The sequence below is a fragment of the Rhizobium sp. BK275 genome (assembly GCF_014193555.1).
In the GTDB taxonomy this organism is placed as follows: Bacteria; Pseudomonadota; Alphaproteobacteria; order Rhizobiales; family Rhizobiaceae; genus Rhizobium.
Genome location: NZ_JACHZL010000002.1, coordinates 19,219 through 40,428, shown reverse-complemented (window position 1 = coordinate 40,428; position 21,210 = coordinate 19,219). Strand labels below are relative to the sequence as shown.

18 protein-coding genes are annotated in these 21,210 nt (G+C 60.3%); 6 read left to right on the top strand and 12 right to left on the bottom strand.

Features of this window, described 5'->3' with window-relative positions:
* Positions 1-50 precede the first annotated feature (50 nt).
* The 7 genes from FHT82_RS06060 to FHT82_RS06030 all read right to left on the bottom strand — a co-directional run bounded on the left by FHT82_RS06060 (position 51) and on the right by FHT82_RS06030 (position 8,783).
* Complete coding sequence (locus FHT82_RS06060; protein WP_183727409.1) at positions 51-2,501, bottom strand: FAD-dependent oxidoreductase; 2,451 nt, start codon at positions 2,499-2,501, stop codon at positions 51-53.
* Positions 2,502-3,377, bottom strand: coding sequence for a choline kinase family protein (locus FHT82_RS06055; protein ID WP_183727407.1), 876 nt, complete (start codon positions 3,375-3,377; stop codon positions 2,502-2,504).
* A gap of 70 nt (positions 3,378-3,447) precedes the next feature.
* The gene (ugpC, locus tag FHT82_RS06050; protein ID WP_183727405.1) at positions 3,448-4,524 is read right to left on the bottom strand and encodes a sn-glycerol-3-phosphate ABC transporter ATP-binding protein UgpC; all 1,077 of its coding nucleotides are present in this window, start codon (positions 4,522-4,524) and stop codon (positions 3,448-3,450) included.
* Between the two features lie 16 nt (positions 4,525-4,540).
* Positions 4,541-5,614 carry a Gfo/Idh/MocA family oxidoreductase gene (locus FHT82_RS06045; RefSeq protein WP_183727403.1) on the bottom strand — a complete coding sequence of 358 codons (1,074 nt, stop codon included), beginning with the start codon at positions 5,612-5,614 and terminating at the stop codon, positions 4,541-4,543.
* 36 nt (positions 5,615-5,650) lie between these two features.
* A complete protein-coding gene (locus FHT82_RS06040) occupies positions 5,651-6,529 on the bottom strand; it encodes a carbohydrate ABC transporter permease (RefSeq protein ID WP_183729131.1) in 879 nt (292 codons plus the stop codon).
* A gap of 1 nt (position 6,530) precedes the next feature.
* A complete protein-coding gene (locus FHT82_RS06035; RefSeq protein WP_183727402.1) occupies positions 6,531-7,490 on the bottom strand; it encodes a sugar ABC transporter permease in 960 nt (319 codons plus the stop codon).
* Between the two features lie 6 nt (positions 7,491-7,496).
* Complete coding sequence (locus tag FHT82_RS06030) at positions 7,497-8,783, bottom strand: ABC transporter substrate-binding protein (protein WP_183727400.1); 1,287 nt, start codon at positions 8,781-8,783, stop codon at positions 7,497-7,499.
* A 205-nt stretch (positions 8,784-8,988) separates the two neighbouring features.
* Between FHT82_RS06030 and FHT82_RS06025 the strand changes: the two genes are divergently transcribed.
* The 5 genes from FHT82_RS06025 to FHT82_RS06005 all read left to right on the top strand — a co-directional run bounded on the left by FHT82_RS06025 (position 8,989) and on the right by FHT82_RS06005 (position 14,293).
* Positions 8,989-9,663 carry a TetR/AcrR family transcriptional regulator gene (locus tag FHT82_RS06025; RefSeq protein ID WP_183727398.1) on the top strand — a complete coding sequence of 225 codons (675 nt, stop codon included), beginning with the start codon at positions 8,989-8,991 and terminating at the stop codon, positions 9,661-9,663.
* A gap of 133 nt (positions 9,664-9,796) precedes the next feature.
* Positions 9,797-10,945 (top strand): Gfo/Idh/MocA family oxidoreductase, encoded by a 1,149-nt coding sequence (locus FHT82_RS06020; RefSeq protein ID WP_183727396.1) that lies wholly within the window; start codon positions 9,797-9,799, stop codon positions 10,943-10,945.
* 3 nt (positions 10,946-10,948) lie between these two features.
* The gene (locus FHT82_RS06015) at positions 10,949-12,112 is read left to right on the top strand and encodes a dihydrodipicolinate synthase family protein (RefSeq protein WP_183727394.1); all 1,164 of its coding nucleotides are present in this window, start codon (positions 10,949-10,951) and stop codon (positions 12,110-12,112) included.
* Between the two features lie 29 nt (positions 12,113-12,141).
* Complete coding sequence (locus FHT82_RS06010) at positions 12,142-12,972, top strand: sugar phosphate isomerase/epimerase family protein (protein ID WP_183727392.1); 831 nt, start codon at positions 12,142-12,144, stop codon at positions 12,970-12,972.
* Between the two features lie 46 nt (positions 12,973-13,018).
* Positions 13,019-14,293, top strand: a complete 1,275-nt coding sequence (locus FHT82_RS06005) for a Gfo/Idh/MocA family oxidoreductase (protein ID WP_183727391.1) — start codon at positions 13,019-13,021, stop codon at positions 14,291-14,293.
* Between the two features lie 6 nt (positions 14,294-14,299).
* Here FHT82_RS06005 and FHT82_RS06000 read toward each other — a convergent pair whose 3' ends face one another.
* From FHT82_RS06000 to FHT82_RS05990, 3 genes are read right to left on the bottom strand one after another with little or no spacing between them, the layout of a single operon-like run.
* Complete coding sequence (locus tag FHT82_RS06000) at positions 14,300-15,310, bottom strand: hydroxyacid dehydrogenase (protein ID WP_183727389.1); 1,011 nt, start codon at positions 15,308-15,310, stop codon at positions 14,300-14,302.
* Positions 15,307-17,163 (bottom strand): DUF2264 domain-containing protein, encoded by a 1,857-nt coding sequence (locus tag FHT82_RS05995; RefSeq protein WP_183727387.1) that lies wholly within the window; start codon positions 17,161-17,163, stop codon positions 15,307-15,309. Before FHT82_RS05995 ends, FHT82_RS06000 begins: the two co-directional genes overlap by 4 nt.
* A gap of 9 nt (positions 17,164-17,172) precedes the next feature.
* Complete coding sequence (locus FHT82_RS05990; protein ID WP_183727386.1) at positions 17,173-18,216, bottom strand: LacI family DNA-binding transcriptional regulator; 1,044 nt, start codon at positions 18,214-18,216, stop codon at positions 17,173-17,175.
* 145 nt (positions 18,217-18,361) lie between these two features.
* Here FHT82_RS05990 and FHT82_RS05985 point away from each other — a divergent pair, with 145 nt between their 5' ends.
* Entirely contained in the window at positions 18,362-19,648 is a 1,287-nt protein-coding gene (locus tag FHT82_RS05985; RefSeq protein ID WP_183727384.1) for an ABC transporter substrate-binding protein, read from the top strand.
* A 65-nt stretch (positions 19,649-19,713) separates the two neighbouring features.
* Here the strand turns inward: FHT82_RS05985 and FHT82_RS05980 are convergent, their stop codons facing one another.
* On the bottom strand, positions 19,714-20,673 hold the full coding sequence (locus FHT82_RS05980; RefSeq protein WP_183727382.1) for a glycosyl hydrolase: 960 nt from the start codon (positions 20,671-20,673) through the stop codon (positions 19,714-19,716).
* Positions 20,674-20,692: 19 nt separating this feature from the next.
* Positions 20,693-21,202, bottom strand: a complete 510-nt coding sequence (locus FHT82_RS05975; protein ID WP_183727380.1) for a DUF995 domain-containing protein — start codon at positions 21,200-21,202, stop codon at positions 20,693-20,695.
* Positions 21,203-21,210 lie beyond the last annotated feature (8 nt).

Sequence of the window (21,210 nt, the reverse complement as noted above, 5' to 3'; positions counted from 1 at the left end):
ACCGCCGCACAGTTTCGTTGGACTTGATCCGTCCTTCGCTGCCGCGAGGCTCAGGCTTTCACCCGCTTCATCTCGGGATCGTAAAGCGGCTTGAGACTGACCTTGCAGGGCACACGCTCACGGGCAACATCGAGCTCATAGGTGCCGGAGAGAACGAAATCCTCCGTCACGCCGTCTGGGTTACGAACATAGCCATAGCCAATCGGCTTGCCGATGGTGTAGCCGAAGCCGCCGCTGGAGAGCCAGCCGACGCGCTTGCAGTCACGATAGATGGTCTCGCGACCGAGCAGCACAATATCGGGATCGTCAGGTACGAAGCAGGCGAGCATCTTCTTCACACCGCTTTCGAGCTGACGCTCGATCGCCTCGCGGCCCTTGAAGGGCGTGTTCTTTCGCGTCTTCACCGCCCAGCCGAGGCCGGCTTCAACAGGCGTGTGATCAGGGCCGATATCGGAACCCCAGGCGCGATAGCCCTTTTCCAGGCGGCAGCTTTCGATGGCGCGGTAACCGGCATTGATGAGGCCGAACTGGCCGTCCGCCGCCATCAGTGCGTCATAGACGGTCGTTGCGTATTCGATCGGCACGTGCAGCTCATAACCGAGCTCACCGACATAGGTGATGCGTAGCGCCCGGACAGGGCAGCCGGCGATACCGATCGTCTTGACGCGACCAAAGGGGAAAGCGGCATTGGAAACATCGCTGGTCGTGACCTTTTCGAGAATGGCACGAGCATTCGGTCCCATCAGTGAGAGCACAGTGTAAGCCGAGGTGACGTCGACGAGTTCGGCGTGGAGGCCATCGGGAATGCTACGCGAGATCCAGTCGAAATCGTGCGTGGCAAAACCGGTCCCGGTGACGATGTAATATTCGTTTTCGGCGATGCGTGCGCAGGTGACGTCGCATTCGATGCCACCCTTTTCGTTCAGCATCTGCGTGTAGATCAGCGATCCCTCGGGCTTTGCGACGTCATTGGCGGCAATCCATGACAAGGCAGTCTCGGCATCCCTACCCTTCAGCACGAATTTGGCAAAGGAGGTCTGGTCGAAGATGACGGCTGCCTCGCGCACCGCCTTGTGCTCGCGGCCGACGGCATCGAACCAGTTCTGGCGGCCGTAGGTATAGATGTCCCTCGGCTCTTCATTGGAGAAGAGATCGGCAAACCAGTTCGGCCGCTCCCAGCCGAGCTTTTCGCCGAAGCAGGCGCCCTGCGCCTTCAGCCGTTCATAGAGCGGCGACTTGCGGCAAGGGCGGCCGCTCGAGTATTCCTCGAAGGGGAAAGCCAGCGTGTAGTGTTTGCCGTAGGCCTCCAGCGTTCTCGTGCGAACCCAGTCCGTATCGAAATGCGGGCGGCCGAAGCGGCGGATATCGACCGGCCAGAGATCGTAGGGCGGCTCGCCCTTCGTCACCCATTCGGCAAGCGCCATGCCGGCGCCACCGGCAGACGCAATGCCGAAGGCGTTGAAGCCGGCGCCGACGAAGAAATTCTTCAGCTCAGGCGCTTCACCGAGAATGAAGTTGCCATCAGGGGTAAAGCTCTCCGGTCCGTTCAGAAGCTGTTTGATGCCGGCATTCTGTAGCGCCGGGACACGGCCGAGCGCCTGTTCCATGATCTGCTCGAAATGATCGAAATTGCTGTCGAGCAGCGTATAGTGGAAGCCCTCGGGAATGCCGTCCAGAGCCCAGCCGATGGGGTTCGGCTCGTAGCCGCCCATGACCATGCCGCCGACCTCCTCCTTGTAATAAGTGAGGCGATCGGGATCGCGTAGGGTCGGAAGATTGGAGGGCACACCGAAGGATTCAGTGATGATGTACTGATGTTCGACGGAGACGAGCGGCACGTTGACACCAAAGCGGGCAGCGAAGCTGCGGGTCCACTGTCCCGCGCAGACCACCACGCGCTCGCATTCGATACGGCCCTGCGCCGTGACGACGGCGCGAATCCTGCCCTTGTCGATTTCGAGATCGAGAACTTCCGTATCCTCGAAGATCGAGACGCCGGCCATACGGGCGCCTTTTGCCAGCGCTTGAGTGATATCAGAGGGATTGGCTTGGCCATCCGTCGGAAGGAAAGCAGCACCGACGAGATCGTCTGTGGTCATCAGAGGCCAGAGATCGAAGGCTTCCTGCGGGTTGAGCAGATGCATTTCAAGGCCGAAGGATTGAGCGGTGGTCGCCTGACGCTTGACCTCGGTCCAGCGCTCCTCATTGCAGGCAAGGCGCAAACCGCCATTCATCTTCCAGCCGGTGCCGAGACCGGTTTCGGCTTCGAGCTTCTTGTAGAGATCGACGGAATATCCCAGAAGCTGGGTGATGTTGGCGCTGGTGCGCAATTGGCCGACGAGGCCAGCGGCATGGAATGTGGTGCCCGACGTCAATTTCTTGCGCTCCAGGAGCACCGTATCTGTCCAGCCGAATTTCGCCAGATGATAGGCGGTCGAGCAGCCGATGATGCCGCCGCCGATGACCACGACCTTTGCCGTCTTCGGTAATTCCTTCGTCATTCAATGATCCTGTTCAAATGCCCGATAGGCGCGCTCGAAGCGGGCCAGGTTTTCGGCCGTGTAGGCGGCGTAGTTGAAATCGATGGTCGAATGGATCTCGGAAATCATGCTCCATAGGGTCTCGCGCAGCAACGAGGCGCATTTCATGGCCCGGTAGCGGCCGCTGAGATCATCCGTCAGAGGCTGGTCGAAATAGGTCTCCAGCATGAGGCGCTCCGCCTCCTCTGAAAACTCGTTGTTGGAGGCGAGGCCGCCAAGATCGAAGAGCGGCGTATTGAAGCCCGCATAATCCCAGTCGATCAGCCAGAGCCGCTGGCCGTCGTCGAGGAAATTGGCAGCGAGCAGATCGTTGTGGCCGAAGGCGATTTCGAAGGGACCGGCCGCTGCTTCGAGACGCTCGGCTTTCTCCAGGAGATCGTCCAGCAACGGTGTGTGCGGGCTGTTTGCGGCCTTCAGGTTTGCGATGTAGTCGCGGATTACATGGAAAACCCAGAAGATCATCGCCTGACCGCGGAAATGACGGGCCATATCGTGATGGCAGCGGCGGATCAGCGGAATGAGACGGACAAGCGTTTCCGGCTTTCTGACATCGCCAGGCGAAAGCGGCGCGGCGTCGATAAAATCCAGAACCAGCACGCCCGGTACGTGATGGATCACGGCAGGCGAAATCCCGGCGGCGTGGGCAGCGCGGCTTGCCGCGAGCTCATTCTGCCTGTTGATGTGATGAACCGGAATATCATCACCGAGGCGAACGACCCGCCTAAGCGCGCCATCCTTCACGAGATAATTGCGGTTGGTAATGCCGCCGGTGATCGGGGCTATGTCGATCGGGCCTTGCCAGATGCCAAGCGCATGAATCCTCTCTTCAGGCGTCACGCGTATCCCCCTCGTAGCCCTCAGGGAAATGATGGGCTTGAGAGGGATCGGCTGTCAAGTTGCGGCCTATTTAGATTGTCTTGCCAGCGGCATCAAAAACATGACAGCGGGCCGGATCGAAGGAGGCTTTCACGTTGGTGCCGCGCTCGACCTTCTGCTGACCATCAAGTGCGATGGTCAGCGTCTGGTTATCCGGCGTCGTGGTGTAAAGCATCGTGGCGCCGCCGAGGTTCTCGACGAGATCGACATTGACGGTCGAAAGCCCAGTGCCGCCTTCCGCCAGAGAGAGATGTTCGGGACGAATACCGAAAGTAACGTCCTGGCCCGCCTGACCAGCAAGCCGGCGGCCGAGCTGAACGGAATTGCCGCAGACATTGAGCGTCGAGCCGGTGTCGGTGACGCTCTCGATCTTGGCATTGAGGAAGTTCATCTTCGGGCTGCCGATAAAGCCGGCGACGAAGCGGTTGGCGGGATTGTTGTAGAGATCGAGCGGAGCACCGACCTGCTCGATGCGGCCCGAATTCAGCACGACGATCTTGTCGGCCATAGTCATGGCCTCCACCTGGTCGTGGGTCACGTAGATCATCGTGTTGCCGAGGCTGCGATGCAGGCGGGAAATCTCGACACGCATCTGCACGCGCAGTTCGGCATCGAGGTTGGACAGCGGCTCGTCGAAGAGGAAGATGCGCGGCTCGCGCACGATGGCGCGGCCGATCGCGACGCGCTGGCGCTGACCACCCGATAGTGCCTTCGGCTTGCGCTCGAGCAGCTTCTCGATCTGCAGGATCTGCGCGGCGCGACGCACTTTCGGTTCGATTTCCGCCCGTTTATAACCTGCGGTTTCGAGACCGAAGGCGAGGTTCTTGTAGACCGACATATGTGGATAGAGCGCGTAGGACTGGAAGACCATGGCGATGCCGCGCTTGGCCGGCGTCACCTCGTTCATGCGCTCATTGTCGAGCAGCAGCGCGCCGCCGGAGATTTCCTCAAGGCCGGCAATCATGCGCAGCAGCGTGGATTTACCGCAGCCAGACGGGCCGACGAAGACGGCGAATTCACCGGGATCGATCGTTAGGTCGATGCCGTGGATGACGTCGAGTTGGCCATAGCGCTTCTCGACCTTCTGAAGAACGACACTCGTTGCCATGTTCCGAAATCCCCTCTTATTTGGTTTTTGCACGCCAGTCGGCGTATTTCGGGCTGTCAGGACCGATCGGCAGAGCGACATCGGCGCCGCTATCGGAGGATTGATAGATGGCGGTCACCAGTTCCAGCGCGCGCCGTGCATCTGCGCTCGTCACCGGAAGCGATCCTTTGCCCATCAGATGATCGTGGAAGCGCAGCATCTGGGTGTTGAAGCGCAGCGGCACGGGCTGCCAGTCGGCGATAACGGTATCGATCTTCGCCTGGACTTCATCATCGGCTGCGATGATCTGCCAGGGATCCTGGCCGGGCGCATAGGCCTCATGATTGCTTTCGAAGGTGATGTTTTCGAAATGAAGCCTCAGCCGGCTGATTTCGTTCTGCGAACCGAGCGTGCAGGACAGCGAGACGAAGGCGCCGTTCTGCATCTGCAGGCTGACGGAGGCGCAGTCTTCGACCTCGATCTCGTTGACGCGGGTCGCCACGCGGCCGAAAACGCGGACGGCAGGACCGGCGAGATAAAAGAGCATGTCATGCAGATGGAGCGCGTGAGTGACGAGCACGCCGCCGAGTTCGGTTGCCCATTTGCCGCGCCAGGGAACGGCATAATATTCCGGCTTGCGGCGCCAGAAGGTTTCGACCGAACCCATGTAGAACCTGCCGGCAAGACCGGCATCGATGATGCGCTTGGCCTTTTCGACGCCGTCGCCATACCGATACTGGAAGATCGGCATCAACGTGCCCTTGGCGGTTTTTTCGGCCGCGATGATTTCGTCCGCACCGGCAAGCGAGCCGGTCAGCGGCTTCTCGCAGACCACATGCTTGCCCGCAGCAAGTGCTGCGATCACCTGTTCCTTATGGATGCCGGGCGGCGTGCAGATATCGATGATGTCGATGCTGTCGTCTGCGAGCAGCTCATCGAAGGAGGTCGTGCGCCGTTCGATGCCGAATTCGTCGCCGATCGTCTTCAGGCGCTCCTCGTTCAGGTCGCAAATCGCTGTGACCTTGAATTTGTCCGGATGCGGCAGATAACCCTCGACGATGTGGGAGCGGCCGATACCGCAGCCGATGATCGCGACTGTCTTGATGCTCATGTCATTCTTTCCTGTCTGGCTTTCCTGCCCGATCCATCAACGCTTCATGCCGGTCGTGGCGATGCCCTCGATAAGCAGGCGCTGGAAGAACAGGAAGAAGAAGAACACGGGCACGAGCGTGAGCGTCGACATGGCGAACAATCCGCCCCAGTCCGATGCGCTGGTGGAGTCCACGAAAGTGCGCAGGCCGAGCTGGATCGTGTAGGTGTTCATGTCGTTGAGATAGATCAGCGGACCGAAGAAATCGTCCCAGGTCCAGATGAAGGAGAAGATCGCGGCTGTCGCCAGAACCGGCAGCGACAGCGGCAGCATGATCTTCCAATAGATGCGCCAGGCGCTGCAGCCATCCATCATTGCGGCTTCATCGAGTTCGCGCGGTATGCCGCGGAAGAACTGCACCATCAAGAAGATGAAGAAGGCGTCGCTTGCCAGGAACTTCGGCACAACCAGCGGCAGGATGGTGTTGACCCAGCCGAGATCGAGGAAGAGCACATATTGCGGGATCAGCGTCACGTGATAGGGGATCATCAGCGTGCCGAGCATGATCGCGAACCAGAAGTTCCGGCCGGCAAAACGCAGCCGCGCGAAGGCAAAGGCGGTCAGCGAACAGGCGATGACATTGCCGGCCACGACAAGCAGCGAGATGACGAGCGAATTCCAGAAGAAACGGCCGAAGGTGATGTCGAGACCGGTCCAGCCGCGCACATAGGAGGAGAAATCGACAGCCGACGGGATGAGCGAGGTCGACGAGAAGATCTCGTTTTCCGGCCTGACCGACGCCGACACCATCCACAGGAGCGGATAGAGCATCAGCAGCGAGGCAGCGATCAGCAGCGCGTGGATGATGATCGAAGCAGGCAGGCTGCGTTTGGTGATGTCCGATGGCGGCCGTGCCGCGGTGACGGAAGCGGTCATCTCAGTCATCGTAGTGCACCCAGTAGCGCGAGGTCAGGAAGGAGAAGGCCGTGAAGATCGCGATGATCACCACGAGGATCCAGGCGAGCGCCGAGGCATAGCCCATGCGGAAATTGCCGAAGGCTTCCTGATAGAGATAGAGCGTGTAGAAGAGCGTCGAGTTGATCGGGCCGCCCGTGCCGCCGGAGATAATGAAGGCCGGCGTGAAGGCCTTGAAGGCATCGATCGTCTGGACGACGGCGTTGAAGAAGATCACCGGTGTCAGAAGCGGCAGCGTGATCTTGTAGAACTGGCGGAATTTCGAGGCGCCGTCGAGGCTTGCGGCCTCATACATGTCCTGCGGGATCTGTCGCAGACCGGCCAGGAAAATGATCATCGGCGAGCCGAACTGCCAGACGGAGAGCGCGACCAGCGTATAGATCGAATAGCTCGGATGCGAAATCCAGCTCGGGCCGACAATGCCGAAATGCGAGAGTGCGGCGTTGACGAGGCCATCGCTGGCGAAAAGCTGGCGCCACAGCACGGCGATCGCCACGCTGCCGCCGAGAAGCGACGGAAGGTAGAAGATCGCGCGGTAGATCGGCAGGCCGCGCAGGCCGCGGTTCAAGGCAAGTGCGACGAGCAGCGCGAAGGTTAGCTTGAAGGGAACCGATAGCACGACATAGGTCAGCGTGACGGACATGGCTGAAGCAAATTTCGGATCGGCTGTGGCGATGCGCACGTAATTTGCCGCTCCTACCCAACCCGGCGCCCTCAGCATGTCGAAGTCGGTGAAGGACAGGTAGAGCGAAATCAGGGCCGGGCCGAGTGTCAGGCCGAAGAAGCCTACCAGCCAGGGAAGCAGAAAGAGATAGCCGGGAGCATTGGCATTCCACAGGCGCCGGAAGCGTCCGTCAGCCCGTACTCCCTGATATCTTTCTACGGTTACCGTCCCTGCGGACGTGCGCATCGCATTTGTCATATAAGATCAACCCCGCGCGAGAATTCGCGTGATTTCATCCACGAGCTGCTTGCCGGCATCAGCAGGCTTGAGCTGGCCGAAAGCGACCTGTTCAGAGATGGTGCGTAGCACGACCTGGCCTTCGCCGGCGCCAGTCGGCGGCGGGGGCGGAAGCGGGCCTGCAAGATCGCCGAGACCGGCGACATATTCGAGCGGGATCTTGCCGGTTTCATCGAGCTTGCCGGCGACGACTTCGCGCATCGCCTTCGATTCCGGAATGCCGCGCTCGACATCGAGTATCTTGGCAGCGTCGGGATTCTTGACGAAGAAGTTGACGTAATCGACGGCCTGATCAATCACCTTCGACTGTGCGGAAACCGAGAAGAACATCGAAGGCTTGCGGTAGTGGCCGCCCTTCGAGTCCGGCTTGATCCTCATGTAGTTGCTGAGCATCAGCTTGTCTTTGACCATCGCCTGATAGCCAACGAACTGATTGCTATGGGCATAATCGCAGGCAGCCTTGCCAACGGTCAGCGGGCTGGTGTCGATCGTATCCTTGTAGAGCGCCTGAATGTCAGGCGTCACGCAGGCGCCGGCCTCACGGAATTTGGCCCACATGTCGAACCATTCGGACGCGTCCTCGGCAGTGAAAGCGATCTTCGAATCCGCTGTGTAGAGCGCTTTGCCGCGCTGACGCAGGTAGTTTTCGAAGAGTGGCTCGCCGCCACTGCCATCGGCAAAGCCGAAATAGCCCTTGCGCTTGCCGGCCTTGGTGATTTCAGCGCCGATCTTGCCGAATTCTTCCCAGGTCGTCTTGTTGGTCGGCACATCAATGCCAGCCTCCTGGAAGGCGACGGTATTGATGACGGTCGCCGCCGAATTGGCGCCAAGGCTGACGCCGTACAAGTGGCCGTCGACCTTGCCGCCTTCGATCTGTGCCGGATCGAAATCATCGATCTGCAGCTTCGACGGCATGTAGGATTCCAGCGGAGCAAGAGCGCCGCGCCGGGCATATTCGACGATGTAACGATAATCCATCTGGATGACGTCAGGCGCGTTGCGGCCGGCCACCTGCGTGGCAAGGCGCGGCCAGTAATCGGCCCATCCGAGGAATTCGCCGGTGATCGCAACACCGCTGTTTTTCGCCTTGAAAAGGTCGGAGACCTTGTTGGTGCGGTCAGCGCGCGGCTGAGAGCCCCACCAGATGAGACGCAAGCGGGTTTCCTCTGCAAAAGCGCTGTTTCCGAGCGCCGAAAGCGAAAGGAGAGTTGCTCCACCCGCCATGAAATTACGTCTGCTTACACGAAAAGTCATATTGATTTCCTCCTCCCAACAGGAAGCGCCTCCACACGCTTCCGAATTAGCCATCTTGCAACAAATAACTAATTGGTTACAAGTTATGTTCAAAGCCTCCGGGCTGTCAAGCGGTGTTGCTGGCCCGGTTGCTCTGACCAAATCGGCTTTTTACATTCTTCCGCTTAAGCCTTATGAGCGCAACATGGGAAGTAGGGGAAATCGCATGAACGACATTGGGGAGAGCGCAAAAAAGAAGACCAAGCGCCCGTCCGCTGAGCGAACCGCCCAACGCGATCCGGAGCGCACCCGCGCGGCCATTCTTGAGGCGGCCACACGGGAATTTGCCGAAAACGGCATGGGTGGTGCGCGAGTCGATTCCATCGCAGAGCGCGCCGGTACCAACAAACGCATGCTCTACCACTATTTCGGCGACAAGGAGCAGCTCTATCTGCGCGTGCTGGAGGAGGCCTATGTCAGCATCCGCACCGCCGAGCGCGCACTCAACATCAGCACCCGCAGTCCTGAGGAGGGCATTGGAGAACTTGCCCTCTTCACCTGGCGCTACTTCCTGCAGCATCCGGAATTCTTGAGCCTGCTCGGTACGGAAAACCTTCACCGCGCGCGCTGGCTGCGCCAGTCCGTGCGACTCAAGGAATTGCATTCGCACCTGATCGGCGAGCTTTCGCAGGTGCTGCAAGAAGGCAAGAAGGCTGGCGTCTTCGTCGAGACCGCCGACCCGCTGCATGTCTATCTGACAATCGCGTCGCTCGGCTATTTCTACCTGTCCAACCAGTATACGCTTTCGACGATCTTCGGCCGCGATCTCATCACGCCTGCCAATCTCGAGGCCTGGGAACGACATATCGTTCACGTCACGCTCGCCTCGATAAAGCGCTGATTTTCAAAAAACCGAATTGGCTATTGACAGCAATATTCCTCTTCTGCCATCAAGTAACTGTTTAGTTACCAGCTCGGGAGGGCCGGGCCTGACTGCCCGCTCCCGACGCATAAAAGCTTCCAGGGAGGAAAAAGTGGCACGTTTGGGGATCATTTTGCACGGCGTTACCGGCCGTATGGGTTACAACCAGCACCTCGTTCGCTCGATCCTCGCCTTTCGCGATCAAGGCGGCATTACGCTGAAATCAGGCGAGAAACTGGAAATCGATCCGATCATCGTCGGCCGCAACGGCGGAAAGATGGAGGAGCTTGCCCGCAAGCATAACATCAAGCGCTGGTCGACCGATCTCGATGCTGCGCTCGCCAATCCCGATGACACCATCTTCTTCGATGCCGGAACGACGCTGATGCGCGCCGAGTTGCTTTCCAAGGCGCTCGACGCCGGCAAACACGTCTATTGCGAAAAGCCGATTTCCGACGATCTGCAGGTGGCGATCGACCTGGCCCGTAAGGCGCGTGCCTCCGGCCTCAAGCACGGCGTGGTGCAGGACAAGCTCTTCCTGCCCGGCCTGCGCAAGCTGGCGCTGCTGCGTGATTCCGGCTTCTTCGGCAAAATCCTCTCGGTGCGCGGCGAATTCGGCTACTGGGTCTTCGAAGGCGACTGGGGCGTTCCGGCCCAGCGTCCGTCCTGGAACTACCGCAAGGCCGATGGCGGCGGCATTATCCTCGATATGCTGTGCCACTGGCGCTATGTGCTCGATAATCTCTTCGGTGAGGTGAAGGCCGTTTCCTGCCTGGGTGCAACCCATATTCCGAGCCGCATCGACGAACAGGGCAAGCCATACAACTGCGACACCGATGATGCAGCCTATGCGACCTTCGAGTTGGAAGGCGGCGTGATCGCGCAGGTCAATTCCTCCTGGGCCGTGCGTGTTCGCCGCGACGACCTCGTGACCTTCCAAGTGGACGGCACGCATGGCTCGGCCGTTGCCGGGCTGACGAAATGCTGGAGCCAGCATCGCGTCAATACGCCGAAGCCGGTCTGGAACCCCGACCAGCCGCAGACCATCGACTTCTACAAGACCTGGGACGAAGTGCCGGATACGCAGGCCTTCGACAACGGCTTCAAGGCGCAGTGGGAAATGTTCATTCGCCACGTCGTCGAAGATGCTCCATGGCCCTACGGCCTGGAAGCTGGCGCCAAGGGCGTGCAGCTTGCAGAACTCGGCCTGAAATCGTGGGCAGAACGCCGCTGGCTCGATGTCCCGACGCTGGAGTTCTAAGCCGTGACGACGATCAATCTTCCCCTCGACGGCAAGATCGCTCCTTACACGCTGACCGGCACGCCGATCGAACTCAAGAAGCGGGAAGCCAGGAGCTTCCCGCGCATCGCCTTTGCCGCCGCCCATGTCGTCGCTGATCCGCTGGCCGACAACGATCCCTGGCTGACGCCGGCGATCGACTGGGAGCGTACGCTCGCTTTCCGCCATCGCCTCTGGGATCTCGGTCTCGGCGTTGCCGAAGCGATGGATACGGCGCAGCGCGGCATGGGTCTCGGCTGGCCGGAAGCACGCGAGCTGATCCGCCGCGCGCTTGCCGAAGCCGCAGGCCGCAAGGACGCGCTGATTGCCTGCGGCGCCGGCACCGACCATCTGACGCCTGGCCCCGATGTGACGATCGACACGATCATCAGCGCTTACGAGGAACAGATCGAGACGGTGGAAGCCGCCGGTGGTCGCATCATCCTCATGGCAAGCCGTGCCCTAGCCGCGGCAGCCAAGGGGCCGGACGATTATATCAAGGTCTATGACCGCATTCTTCGCCAGGTGAAGGAACCCGTCGTCATCCACTGGCTCGGCGAAATGTTCGACCCGGCGCTGGCAGGCTATTGGGGCAATGGCGACCACCTGAAGGCGATGGAAACCTGCCTGCAGGTGATTGAGGCCAATGCCGCCAAAGTCGATGGCATCAAAATATCGCTTCTTTCCAAGGAGAAGGAAGTGACGATGCGCCGGCAGCTGCCGAAGGGCGTGCGCATGTATACTGGCGATGACTTCAACTACGCCGAACTGATCGCCGGCGATGAGCAGGGCCATTCGGACGCACTGCTCGGCATTTTCGACGCCATCGCGCCCGCAGCGTCTGCAGCGCTCGATGCGCTCGGCCGCAAGAGCAACCACGAATTCTTCGACCTGCTCGAGCCGACTGTCCCGCTGTCCCGCCACATCTTCAAGGCGCCGACCCGCTTTTACAAGACCGGTGTCGTCTTCCTCGCCTATCTCAATGGCCTGCAGGACCATTTCACGATGATCGGCGGCCAGCAGAGCACGCGCTCGCTCACGCATCTGGCGGAGCTTTTCCGCCTTGCCGACAAGGCCCGGGTTCTCGCCGATCCGGAAGTCGCGACTGATCGGATGAAGCAGGTGCTTGCCGTCCACGGCGTTCACTGAGCGCCGGCATGGCAATGGAGGGGAATGACATGCAGGTCGAAGGACTTTCGATCAACCTTGCGACGATCCGCGAGCAATGCGGCTTTGCCGAAGCCGTCGATATCTGCCTGAAGCACAGCATCACCTCGATCGCGCCCTGGCGCGATCAGGTCGCCAAGGCCGGTCTCGATGAGGCAGTGCGCATCGTCAAGTCGAACGGTATCAAGCTGACCGGGCTCTGCCGCGGCGGCTTCTTTCCGGCGGCAAGCGAGGGCGAGTGGCAAAAGAACCTCGACGACAACAGGCGGGCCATTGACGAGGCGGCGGCGTTTTCGGCCGATTGCCTCGTGCTCGTCGTTGGTGGCCTGCCCGGCAGTTCGAAGGATATCGTTGCGGCCCGGAAGATGGTGTTCGACGGCATCGCCGCCGTGCTGCCGCACGCGCAGGCTGCAGGTGTGAAGCTGGCGATCGAGCCGCTGCATCCGATGTATGCCGCAGACCGTGCCTGCGTGAACACGCTTGGCCAGGCTCTCGATATGTGTGAGCAGCTCGGTGAAGATGTCGGCGTTGCCGTCGATGTCTATCACGTCTGGTGGGATCCCGATCTTGCCAACCAGATTGCCCGGGCTGGACGCATGAAACGCATCTTTGCCCACCACATCTGCGACTGGCTGGTGCCGACCAAGGACATGCTGCTCGACCGCGGCATGATGGGCGATGGCGTCATCGATCTCAAAGGCATAAGACGGATGGTGGAAGCCGCCGGCTTCTTCGGCGCGCAGGAGGTCGAAATCTTCTCGGCTGAGAACTGGTGGAAGCGTCCGGCCGACGAGGTCATCGCCACCTGCGTCGAGCGCTTCAGGAGCTGCTGCCAAGTCTAGTTTTAAAATCCAATCGTTTCATCACGTATGAAGGAGGAATCATTCGATGGAGAAACGCCGTTTTGCCCTAATCGGCACCGGTAACCGCGGCACCACGATGTGGGGCAAGGATCTGCTTTCCGGCTGGCGCGAGCATGTCGACCTGACTGCGATCGTCGAGAAGAATTCGCTGCGCGGCGAGCGCGCCCGCACCATGATCGGCAGCAACGCGCCGCTCTATGAAAACATCGATTCAATGCTGACAGAGCAGAAGCCGGATCTGGTGATCGTCTGCACGCCCGACCATACGCATGACGATATCATCGTCAGGGCGCTGGAATCCGGCATCGACGTGATCACCGAAAAACCGATGACCACGTCAGTGGAGAAGATTCGCCGGATTCTGGATGCCGAAAAGCGCACCGGCCGCCGGGTCGACGTTTCCTTCAACTATCGCTATGCGCCAACGGCAGCGAAGATCAAGGAACTCCTGAATTCCGGCGAGATTGGCCGTGTCACCTCGGTCGATTTCCATTGGTACCTCAACACCAAGCACGGCGCCGATTATTTCCGCCGGTGGCATGCCTATACGGAAAATTCCGGTAGTTTGTTCGTTCACAAGGCGACACATCATTTCGACCTTTTGAACTGGTACCTCGATAGCGATCCTGACGCCGTGACCTCCTTCGCCGACTTGCAGAATTACGGCCGCAAGGGACCCTTCCGCGGCCCGCGCTGCAAGCTCTGTCCGCACACACAGGACTGCGACTACTATCTCGATCTCGAAAGGGATCCCTTCCTCGATTCGCTCTATGAAGATCCCTCGAAGATCGATGGCTATTTCCGCGACGGCTGCGTTTTCCGCGAAGACATCGACATTCCCGATACGATGGCCGTTTCCATCCGCTATCGCAACAATGTCCATGTTTCCTATTCTCTGAACACGTTCCAGCCAATCGAGGGACATCACCTCGCGTTCAACGGCACCAAGGGTCGCATCGAGATCCGCCAGTATGAGGCGCAGCCCTGGGAAGAGCCGAGGGAAGACACGATCCTGTTGATCCGCAACTTCCCGCATGGCAAGGAAGCGGTCGAACGCATCACGGTGCCGCATTCCTCCGGCGGTCACTACGGCGGTGACGACCGGATGCGCAACATGATCTTCAAGCCCGATATGCAAGACAGGCTTGCACAGCGGGCCGGTACGCGCGCCGGCGCAATGTCCGTGCTCTGCGGTATCGCCGCGCTGACGAGTTCGCGCACCGGCAAGGTCGTCAGCATCTCCGACCTCATGCCGGAGCTCGCCGATGACGGTTCGCCGAACTCGCTGAAGGCGTCGTAAGGCGCCTCAGGCGGTGTTTTCCAGGCTTTCGAGGGTAAGACCGTACAACAGGGGTTCGCCCCTGATGAAACGTTCAGCCTCATCGACTGCCATTTCGCCGAGGCGGCCGCGCTCCAGGCCGACTGCGCCGGCAATATGCGGTGTCAGGAAAACATTGGGCAAATCGTAGAAAGCCGATTCCGGCCCCGGTATCTCGGGGTCGGTCACATCGATGATGGCATCGATGCGGCCGGTTTTCAGCGTAGCCAGCAAAGCATCCTCATCGATCAGAGCGCCGCGCGCCGTGTTGATCAACGTCGCGCCGTCCTTCATCAATGCCAGCCTTGCGGCATCGATCATGTGCCGAGTAGATGGCAGTGATGGCGCGTGAATGGAGACGATATCCGAGCCGCGCATCAGGTCGTCGAGTTCAACTTTCTGTACGCCCATCCTGCGCGCCTGATCCGCATCGACGGTCGGATCTGACAGCAGCACCTGATAGGCGAAGGGTCGTAGCAAGTCGATGACCCGGCGGCCGATACGTGAAGCACCGATGATGCCAACCGTGCGGTGATAATTGCCGATGGCCTCGCGCTGCATCGGATAGGTGCGGTCGCGATGCCGGTCAGCAACATAGAAGTCGCGGAACCGGAAGACATGTTTGCCGGCGAAGATGATCGCGGCCAGCGTGAATTCGGCGACCGGTACGGCATTGGCTTCGGCCGCATGGCTGACGGCGATACCGGCTTCAAAAATGCCGGTATCGATGATGCCTTTCACTGTCCCTGCCGCATGCACGACGAGCTTCAGTTTCGGAGCAAGCGCCAGAACCTCGCGGCCGACGTAAGGTGCCCCCCAACCGGTGATCAGGATTTCCGCTTCGGACAGCAGGCGTTTCGCCCGCTCATCATCAAAGCGCTCGAGCGGTTCGGCATCGAGCAGGCACCCGAAACCATCCAGCCGGTGAAGGACCGCCTCGGGCAGGATATGCTCGGTGCGGGAGGACTGCATGGCAAGGACGACAGCGGGACGGTTCATGGCATCTGTCCTGGCGCTTCGATGGCACTGACGGTGACGCCTTTTTCGCTGACCAGTTTTTCGAGCGCGGCAATATCAGGCGCCTTTGGGGGCGTCACCCATGCGCCAGAAACGGCCGCCAGATCGTTCAGCGCTAGCGCGGCGGTTATCAGGATCGTTTCCCCAGCAGGGATTTCACCACGCAGTTGCGGCACGAGCGTCTTGGAAACGATCATGTTGGTATTCGGCAGCGCCTTCTGGGCAAGGCCCTGTCGCTTGACCGACGAGCCGAGGTCAACGATGCCGGAAAAATCCGCCTCGCCGATCGCGTAGGCCGAGCCCTGCGCGGCAGAAAGCGTATCGGCATCGAGATCGCGCCTGGCAATTGCGAAGCCGCCTTCGGCCGTCTGCAGCGGGCGCGGCGTGGTGATACGGTGAACGCGGATATGCCAGGGCGCCGACGGCACCAGCCAGCTTTCAACCTTCACGTCCTTGAACGCAGACCATTTGGAATAAAGGACGTCGCCGGCGACCTTCGCCTGTTCGTTCGTTTCGCGGACGCGGTAGTGCAGGCCGTCGTCGCTGAAGGCGAGTGCGGAGTCGAAAGCGGCGAGTGCGAAGGCGCGTTCATCAGCCTCCACGCTGAAGCCGTAACGGGCCGAATAGGCGAACTTGGCGTATTTCTCCGTGCCGAACCGCATCTGCAGGTTTTCCTGGCCGGAAGACAGCGCCACGACATCATTGCCGGCACGCATCATCACCATACCCGGATGGCGCTGCGGAACCACTTCCGGCGCCTGATCGGGCACCTTTTCTTCCGCGGTCCAGAAGGGGTGATCTTCCGGAATAGCGAGCGGCAAGAAGGCCTTGAAGGCCCAATAGGGCGAGCCGGCGGAATTGTAGCTTTCCGACATCAACAGGTTCGGATAGCCGAAGCCGATGGTCAGCACGCCATCATGGCCGGCGATCGGCTTGTCCCGCCACCAGCGCAGATGTTCGAGGCAGAGATGCTTGACCTCGCCCCACGGCAGCGCCTCGAGATCGGCAAAGGCAAGCGCCGACCAGAAGCCGGCGCAGGCGAAACGATAGGTCAGGCTGCGACCGAAGGGAATGGTCGCACCGTCAGGTGCAAACCAGTGGCGGAAATCTTTCGCGAACAGCACGGCGCGCTCGCGGTAGCGCTTGGCATAGTCGTCATCGACCAGCTTGGAATAGATCAGGCCGTAGAAATGCATCGCGAAGGGAATGTAATGGTCGATGCGGCGGATATCGCCGTCGCGATACCACCCATCGCCGATGTAGAAACCTTCCAGTTCTTCAAGATACTGCTCCGTCAGGCTGCGGTCGAAATCGGCACCGAGGCGATCGAGGGCGATATCGACGAAGATGCGGAAGAACTTCCAGTTGTTGTCGGCATAGTCGAACTGCCGGACATGCTTGAAATAGGCGACGATATTGTCGCGCGCGCGCTTGTCGAGCGGTTCCCAGATCTTTTCAGGCACCAGGGCTAGAGCAAAGCCGAGGGCGGCCAATTCCACCATGCGCTGGTCACGGGCATTGACCGTGCCCCAATATTCGGGATGGGCGGGATCGCAGCCATTCGCCAAGCCTTCGGCAAAGCGGTGCCAATGGGCGAAATCATTCTTGCCGGCGCCGAGCGGCGCAAGCCCCCAGAGCGGACGGGCGAAGCCTTCGAGGTCGGCTGCAGCCCGGTCGAAATGGGCGCCGGCGCCATCGAGGCGGACGCGGGCATTGCCGTCGGAGAAGAAGGGCAGCAGCGGATCGAAGAGATCGTTGACGGCCCGGATCATGTCGGTACGTGTCTTCAGCGGGTTGCCTGCAAGCGGGTTGGCGCTGGCGGGATCATAGGTCATCGGCATCACTCACAGCTTGTCGGTATCGGGAACGGTGCCTCCGGCAACGGGAACGACCGCCTGGCAGATATGGCGGGCCGGCGCGGTCCTGTCGCGGTAGCGGGAAATCATCAGGGACACGGCCTCACGGCCGAGGGCGGCGCGATCTACGCGCATGGTCGAGAGCTGCGGATTGGTCATCGCAGCGCAGGGAAGATCATCGAAGCCGACGATTGCGAAATCCTCGGGAACACGAAGCCCTGCTTCGGTGACGGCTTCAAGGACGCCGACAGCGATGAAATCATTCATGCAGAAAGCGGCCGTATAACCTGGATCTTCCGCAAGTATCGCGACAGTGCGTTCATGCGCCTCGCGGCTGGCACTACCCTGGAAGGTCAGCGGCACGAGCCGACCTTCGGCACCGGGCACCGCGGCAATCGCCGCTTCAAAGCCACGCACGCGTTCGCGGATCGTGTGACGATGCGAGCCGGTCAGATGCAGAATGCGACGATGACCGGCTTTCGTGAGCCGGCTTGTCGCCTCGAAAGCACCGAAGAAATTGGAGGGCGACACACCGTCGAGGCGCAGGCGCGGATCGGTGCCGTTGACGAGAACGGTTGGTGTTCCGGTCGCTTCCAGCCAGGCCCGCAGTGTATCACTGGGATCGATGCCGACGAGGAAAAGCCCTTCGGCTTCTGCCGTCTGCATATATTCGCCGACCATGTCAGGAGTCGTGCGGTCCTCCCGCACGAGACGCACCTCGAAGGGCATGCCGGCATCGGCAGCACCTGCACGGAGACCCTCGACGATCGACTCGTAGAAAACGCTGAGGCCGCCGGTCGCCCCATCGCTTGCAATCAGAGCAAGTCCGCCGGGAATACTTTCCGAAGTGGCTTTCAGCGGATAACCGTGCTCGGCAGCGACCTTCAATATGTGCCGCCGCACGCTTTCGCTGATGCCGGGCTCATTGGCGAGCACCCGCGATACCGTGGAAACGGAAACCCCGGCCAGGCTGGCAATATCGGCCTGGCGCGGCCGCCTGGTCTTGCTCTCGGTCGTTCTGATCTCAATCATAGCGGCAAAGATTATGCAAATTATGCAAATTTGCAAGATAATCATAATTTCTTGCAAAGAGAAATTTTTTGCGTACTCTACCTGCCGGAACGCTCGGACAGACCATTGGAGGATGGCACCCGGGCACGGACATTAGGAGGAAATCATGCAGGTCAATCGCCGTTCATTCTTGATGGGAACCGCAGGTGCCGCGGCCGGCCTCGCCTTCGGCGCCGGCAGCTCGATTCCCGCATTCGCCGAGGACGCTTCGCTTCGTGCCATGTGGTGGGGCTCCAACGACCGTGCCAAACGTACGCTCGATGTCGCCAAGCTCTACCAGTCGAAAACACCCGGCGTCACCATTGTCGGTGAATCGCTTTCGGGCGACGGCTACTGGACGAAGCTGGCTACGCAGATGGCCGGCCGCGCGATCGCCGACGTCTTCCAGCTCGAGCCAGGTACGATCTCCGACTATTCCAAGCGCGGCGCCTGCCTGCCGCTCGATGAATTCGTTCCCTCGACGCTGAAGGTCGACAGCTTCGGCGCCGACATGCTGAAACTGACCACCGTCGACGGCAAGCTCTATGGTGTCGGCCTCGGGCTCAACTCCTTCGCGATGTTCTTCGATACCGTCGAATTTGAAAAGGCGGGCATCCCCCTGCCGACGCCCGATCTCACCTGGGATGAGTATGCCAAGCTCGCCGTGGAACTCGCCAAAGCCTCCGGCAAGGGCGGCGGCCCCTATGCGGCGCGCTACAACTATGTCTTCGACGCCTGGCTGCGCCAGCGCGGTAAGAGCGTTTTCGCCAAGGAAGGTGTCGGCCTCGGCTTTACGGTCGACGATGCCAAGGAATGGTTCGACTACTGGGAAAAGCTGCGCAAGGCGGGCGGCACCGTTGCTGCCGACGTTCAAACGCTTGACCAGAACACCATCGACACCAATTGCCTCGGCCTCGGCAAATCGGTCATCGGCATGGCCTATTCCAACCAGATGATCGGCTATCAGCTCATCATCAAGAACAAGCTCGGCATTACCATGCTGCCGCGCGAGAAGAAAGGCGGTCCGTCAGGCCATTATTATCGCCCGGCTCTGATCTGGAGCGTGGGCGCCACGACCAAGCAGGGCGAAGCCGCCGCAAAGTTCATCAGCTTCTTCGTCAACGATCCCGAAGCCGGCAAGATCCTCGGCGTGGAACGCGGGGTGCCGATGTCGCCGGCGGTTCGCGAAGCCATCCTGCCGCAGCTCAACCCCACGGAGCAGGAAACGGTCAAGTACGTGAACCTGCTCAAGGACCAGGTCGGCGAATATCCGCCGCCGGTGCCGATGGGCGCAACTCAATTCGACCAGCGTGTCCTTCGTCCGACCTGTGACGAGCTCGCCTTTGAGCGCATTTCGGTAGCCGACGCCGCCGCCAAGCTCGTCGAAGAGGGCAAGGCAACGATCAAGGGTTAATCCTAATCCATATGAACGAGCGAAGGCCCGCCATCGGCGGGCCTGGCTTTTTCGGTAACCCCAGCCTAGTTGCTTGCGTCTTCGATAACCCTCCAATCGGGCCGGCCGAGATCGAACGGCCAGGCATGTACATCGCGGTCATTGAAATAGACGACTTCCTGAAGCTCCGGAAAATCGCTTTGCTTCGTCGCCGCCGTATCCATCCACGGCTTGATGTAGTTGTCGCTGCCCTCATAGCCGAGTTCGGCGACCCAGACGGGCTTGCCATATTGAGCGACTAAGTCGTAGCCGGGCTTCAGTGCCTCGGTGAAGGTACGTGGGCCGTTATGTGCGATCTTGTCATAAGCCTCTAGGCCGAAGACAGAGAGGCCGACGAAATCGACATAGTTGTCGCCGGGGTAGTAGGCGTTGAGGCCAGGTTCTCCTTTCGGCGACCACATGAGCTTCGTGCCGGGCGCCTTCTGGCGAACAATGTCCATCATGCGCCTGTAGGCGGCTATATAATCCGGAGGATTCCAGCCCGACCATGAAAAGCGGCCGGTCTTGTCTTCCATTTCCTGCCCCCAGCGGACGATGACCGGGCTCTTCAACTGGGCGATCATCATGGCAATCGCGCGCATGTTCGCGTCGTAATCGCCGCGAAGCAGCTTCTGGCGAAGCTCCGTCGAGGTCAACCGCCAGTCCACATCCCACGACCAGGGTTCCACAGTGATCAGCAGGTTGCGGCCCCTCGCCAGCGCATAGGCATCCGCCACGCGCAGCGTTTCGAGATCGACATCCTCCCATGGAAGGAAGAGGTGCTCGGTCGTCACACTCTGCTGCGCGCCAAAATCGCCATGCGGATCGTAGGCGCCGAACTTGATGCCATCGGGATGAATGGCGGGACGCTTGTCGGTGATCGTCTGCGCGCCCGCGTTCAAGACGGCGGCGGCGTTCTGCGCCTCGCTTCGATGCGGGAGATCGGCAACACCAACCAGCAGTATTGCTATCGTTGCAGTCGAAATTTTCTTGGCCAGGGTTTTCATGGTCCTATCCTCCCTCCGGCTATTTCCCGGTCGCGAGAACCTGTTTCAGCTCCCTGGCTTTCAGGCTCACCGTGTCTGCCGGAACCAGCTTCCGGAACTCATCGTCGGCTTTTGCGGAAGCGTGCCGGAACACGTACCAGTCCCCGTTCGGCTGACGCCGCTGATAGATCGTATTGCCGATCTTGCGGTGGCCGAAGCAGGTACTGGCACGTGCCGCCCCCTCATTATTGGTCCAGGTTGCGCGCATGCACATCTGACCGAGATCATCGACAACCCAGCGGCCTTCGGCGAAAGACTGCTTGCCGCCATCATTGACCCAGGCGACGAAACGCCTGTCCTCGCCAATGAAACGACCGCCGCCGGTATCCCAGGTCCAGGTCTTGTCGGCGTAGATCGCGTAAAGCTCGCCGGCATTGAGCGGCGTCGGCGTTGCCGCTTTTTTCTGTTCCACTGCGTGTGCATTCATCGGGAGGATAAGGCTGAGGCATAGAGCCAGCGCTCCTCCCGTCAATCGTGCGGCCATGCTCATTTTATTCT

Bases quoted from the DNA above. Each gene is read 5' to 3' on its own strand.
- FHT82_RS06005 (WP_183727391.1), top strand. From the start codon at position 13,019: ATGGAGAAACGCCGTTTTGCCCTAATCGGCACCGGTAACCGCGGCACC.
- FHT82_RS06035 (WP_183727402.1), bottom strand. From the start codon at position 7,490: ATGACAAATGCGATGCGCACGTCCGCAGGGACGGTAACCGTAGAAAGA.
- FHT82_RS06010 (WP_183727392.1), top strand. From the start codon at position 12,142: ATGCAGGTCGAAGGACTTTCGATCAACCTTGCGACGATCCGCGAGCAA.
- FHT82_RS06025 (WP_183727398.1), top strand. From the start codon at position 8,989: ATGAACGACATTGGGGAGAGCGCAAAAAAGAAGACCAAGCGCCCGTCC.
- FHT82_RS05995 (WP_183727387.1), bottom strand. From the start codon at position 17,163: ATGACCTATGATCCCGCCAGCGCCAACCCGCTTGCAGGCAACCCGCTG.
- FHT82_RS06030 (WP_183727400.1), bottom strand. From the start codon at position 8,783: ATGACTTTTCGTGTAAGCAGACGTAATTTCATGGCGGGTGGAGCAACT.
- FHT82_RS06000 (WP_183727389.1), bottom strand. From the start codon at position 15,310: ATGAACCGTCCCGCTGTCGTCCTTGCCATGCAGTCCTCCCGCACCGAG.
- ugpC (WP_183727405.1), bottom strand. From the start codon at position 4,524: ATGGCAACGAGTGTCGTTCTTCAGAAGGTCGAGAAGCGCTATGGCCAA.
- FHT82_RS05975 (WP_183727380.1), bottom strand. From the start codon at position 21,202: ATGAGCATGGCCGCACGATTGACGGGAGGAGCGCTGGCTCTATGCCTC.
- FHT82_RS06040 (WP_183729131.1), bottom strand. From the start codon at position 6,529: ATGACCGCTTCCGTCACCGCGGCACGGCCGCCATCGGACATCACCAAA.
- FHT82_RS05980 (WP_183727382.1), bottom strand. From the start codon at position 20,673: ATGAAAACCCTGGCCAAGAAAATTTCGACTGCAACGATAGCAATACTG.
- FHT82_RS05985 (WP_183727384.1), top strand. From the start codon at position 18,362: ATGCAGGTCAATCGCCGTTCATTCTTGATGGGAACCGCAGGTGCCGCG.
- FHT82_RS05990 (WP_183727386.1), bottom strand. From the start codon at position 18,216: ATGATTGAGATCAGAACGACCGAGAGCAAGACCAGGCGGCCGCGCCAG.
- FHT82_RS06045 (WP_183727403.1), bottom strand. From the start codon at position 5,614: ATGAGCATCAAGACAGTCGCGATCATCGGCTGCGGTATCGGCCGCTCC.
- FHT82_RS06060 (WP_183727409.1), bottom strand. From the start codon at position 2,501: ATGACGAAGGAATTACCGAAGACGGCAAAGGTCGTGGTCATCGGCGGC.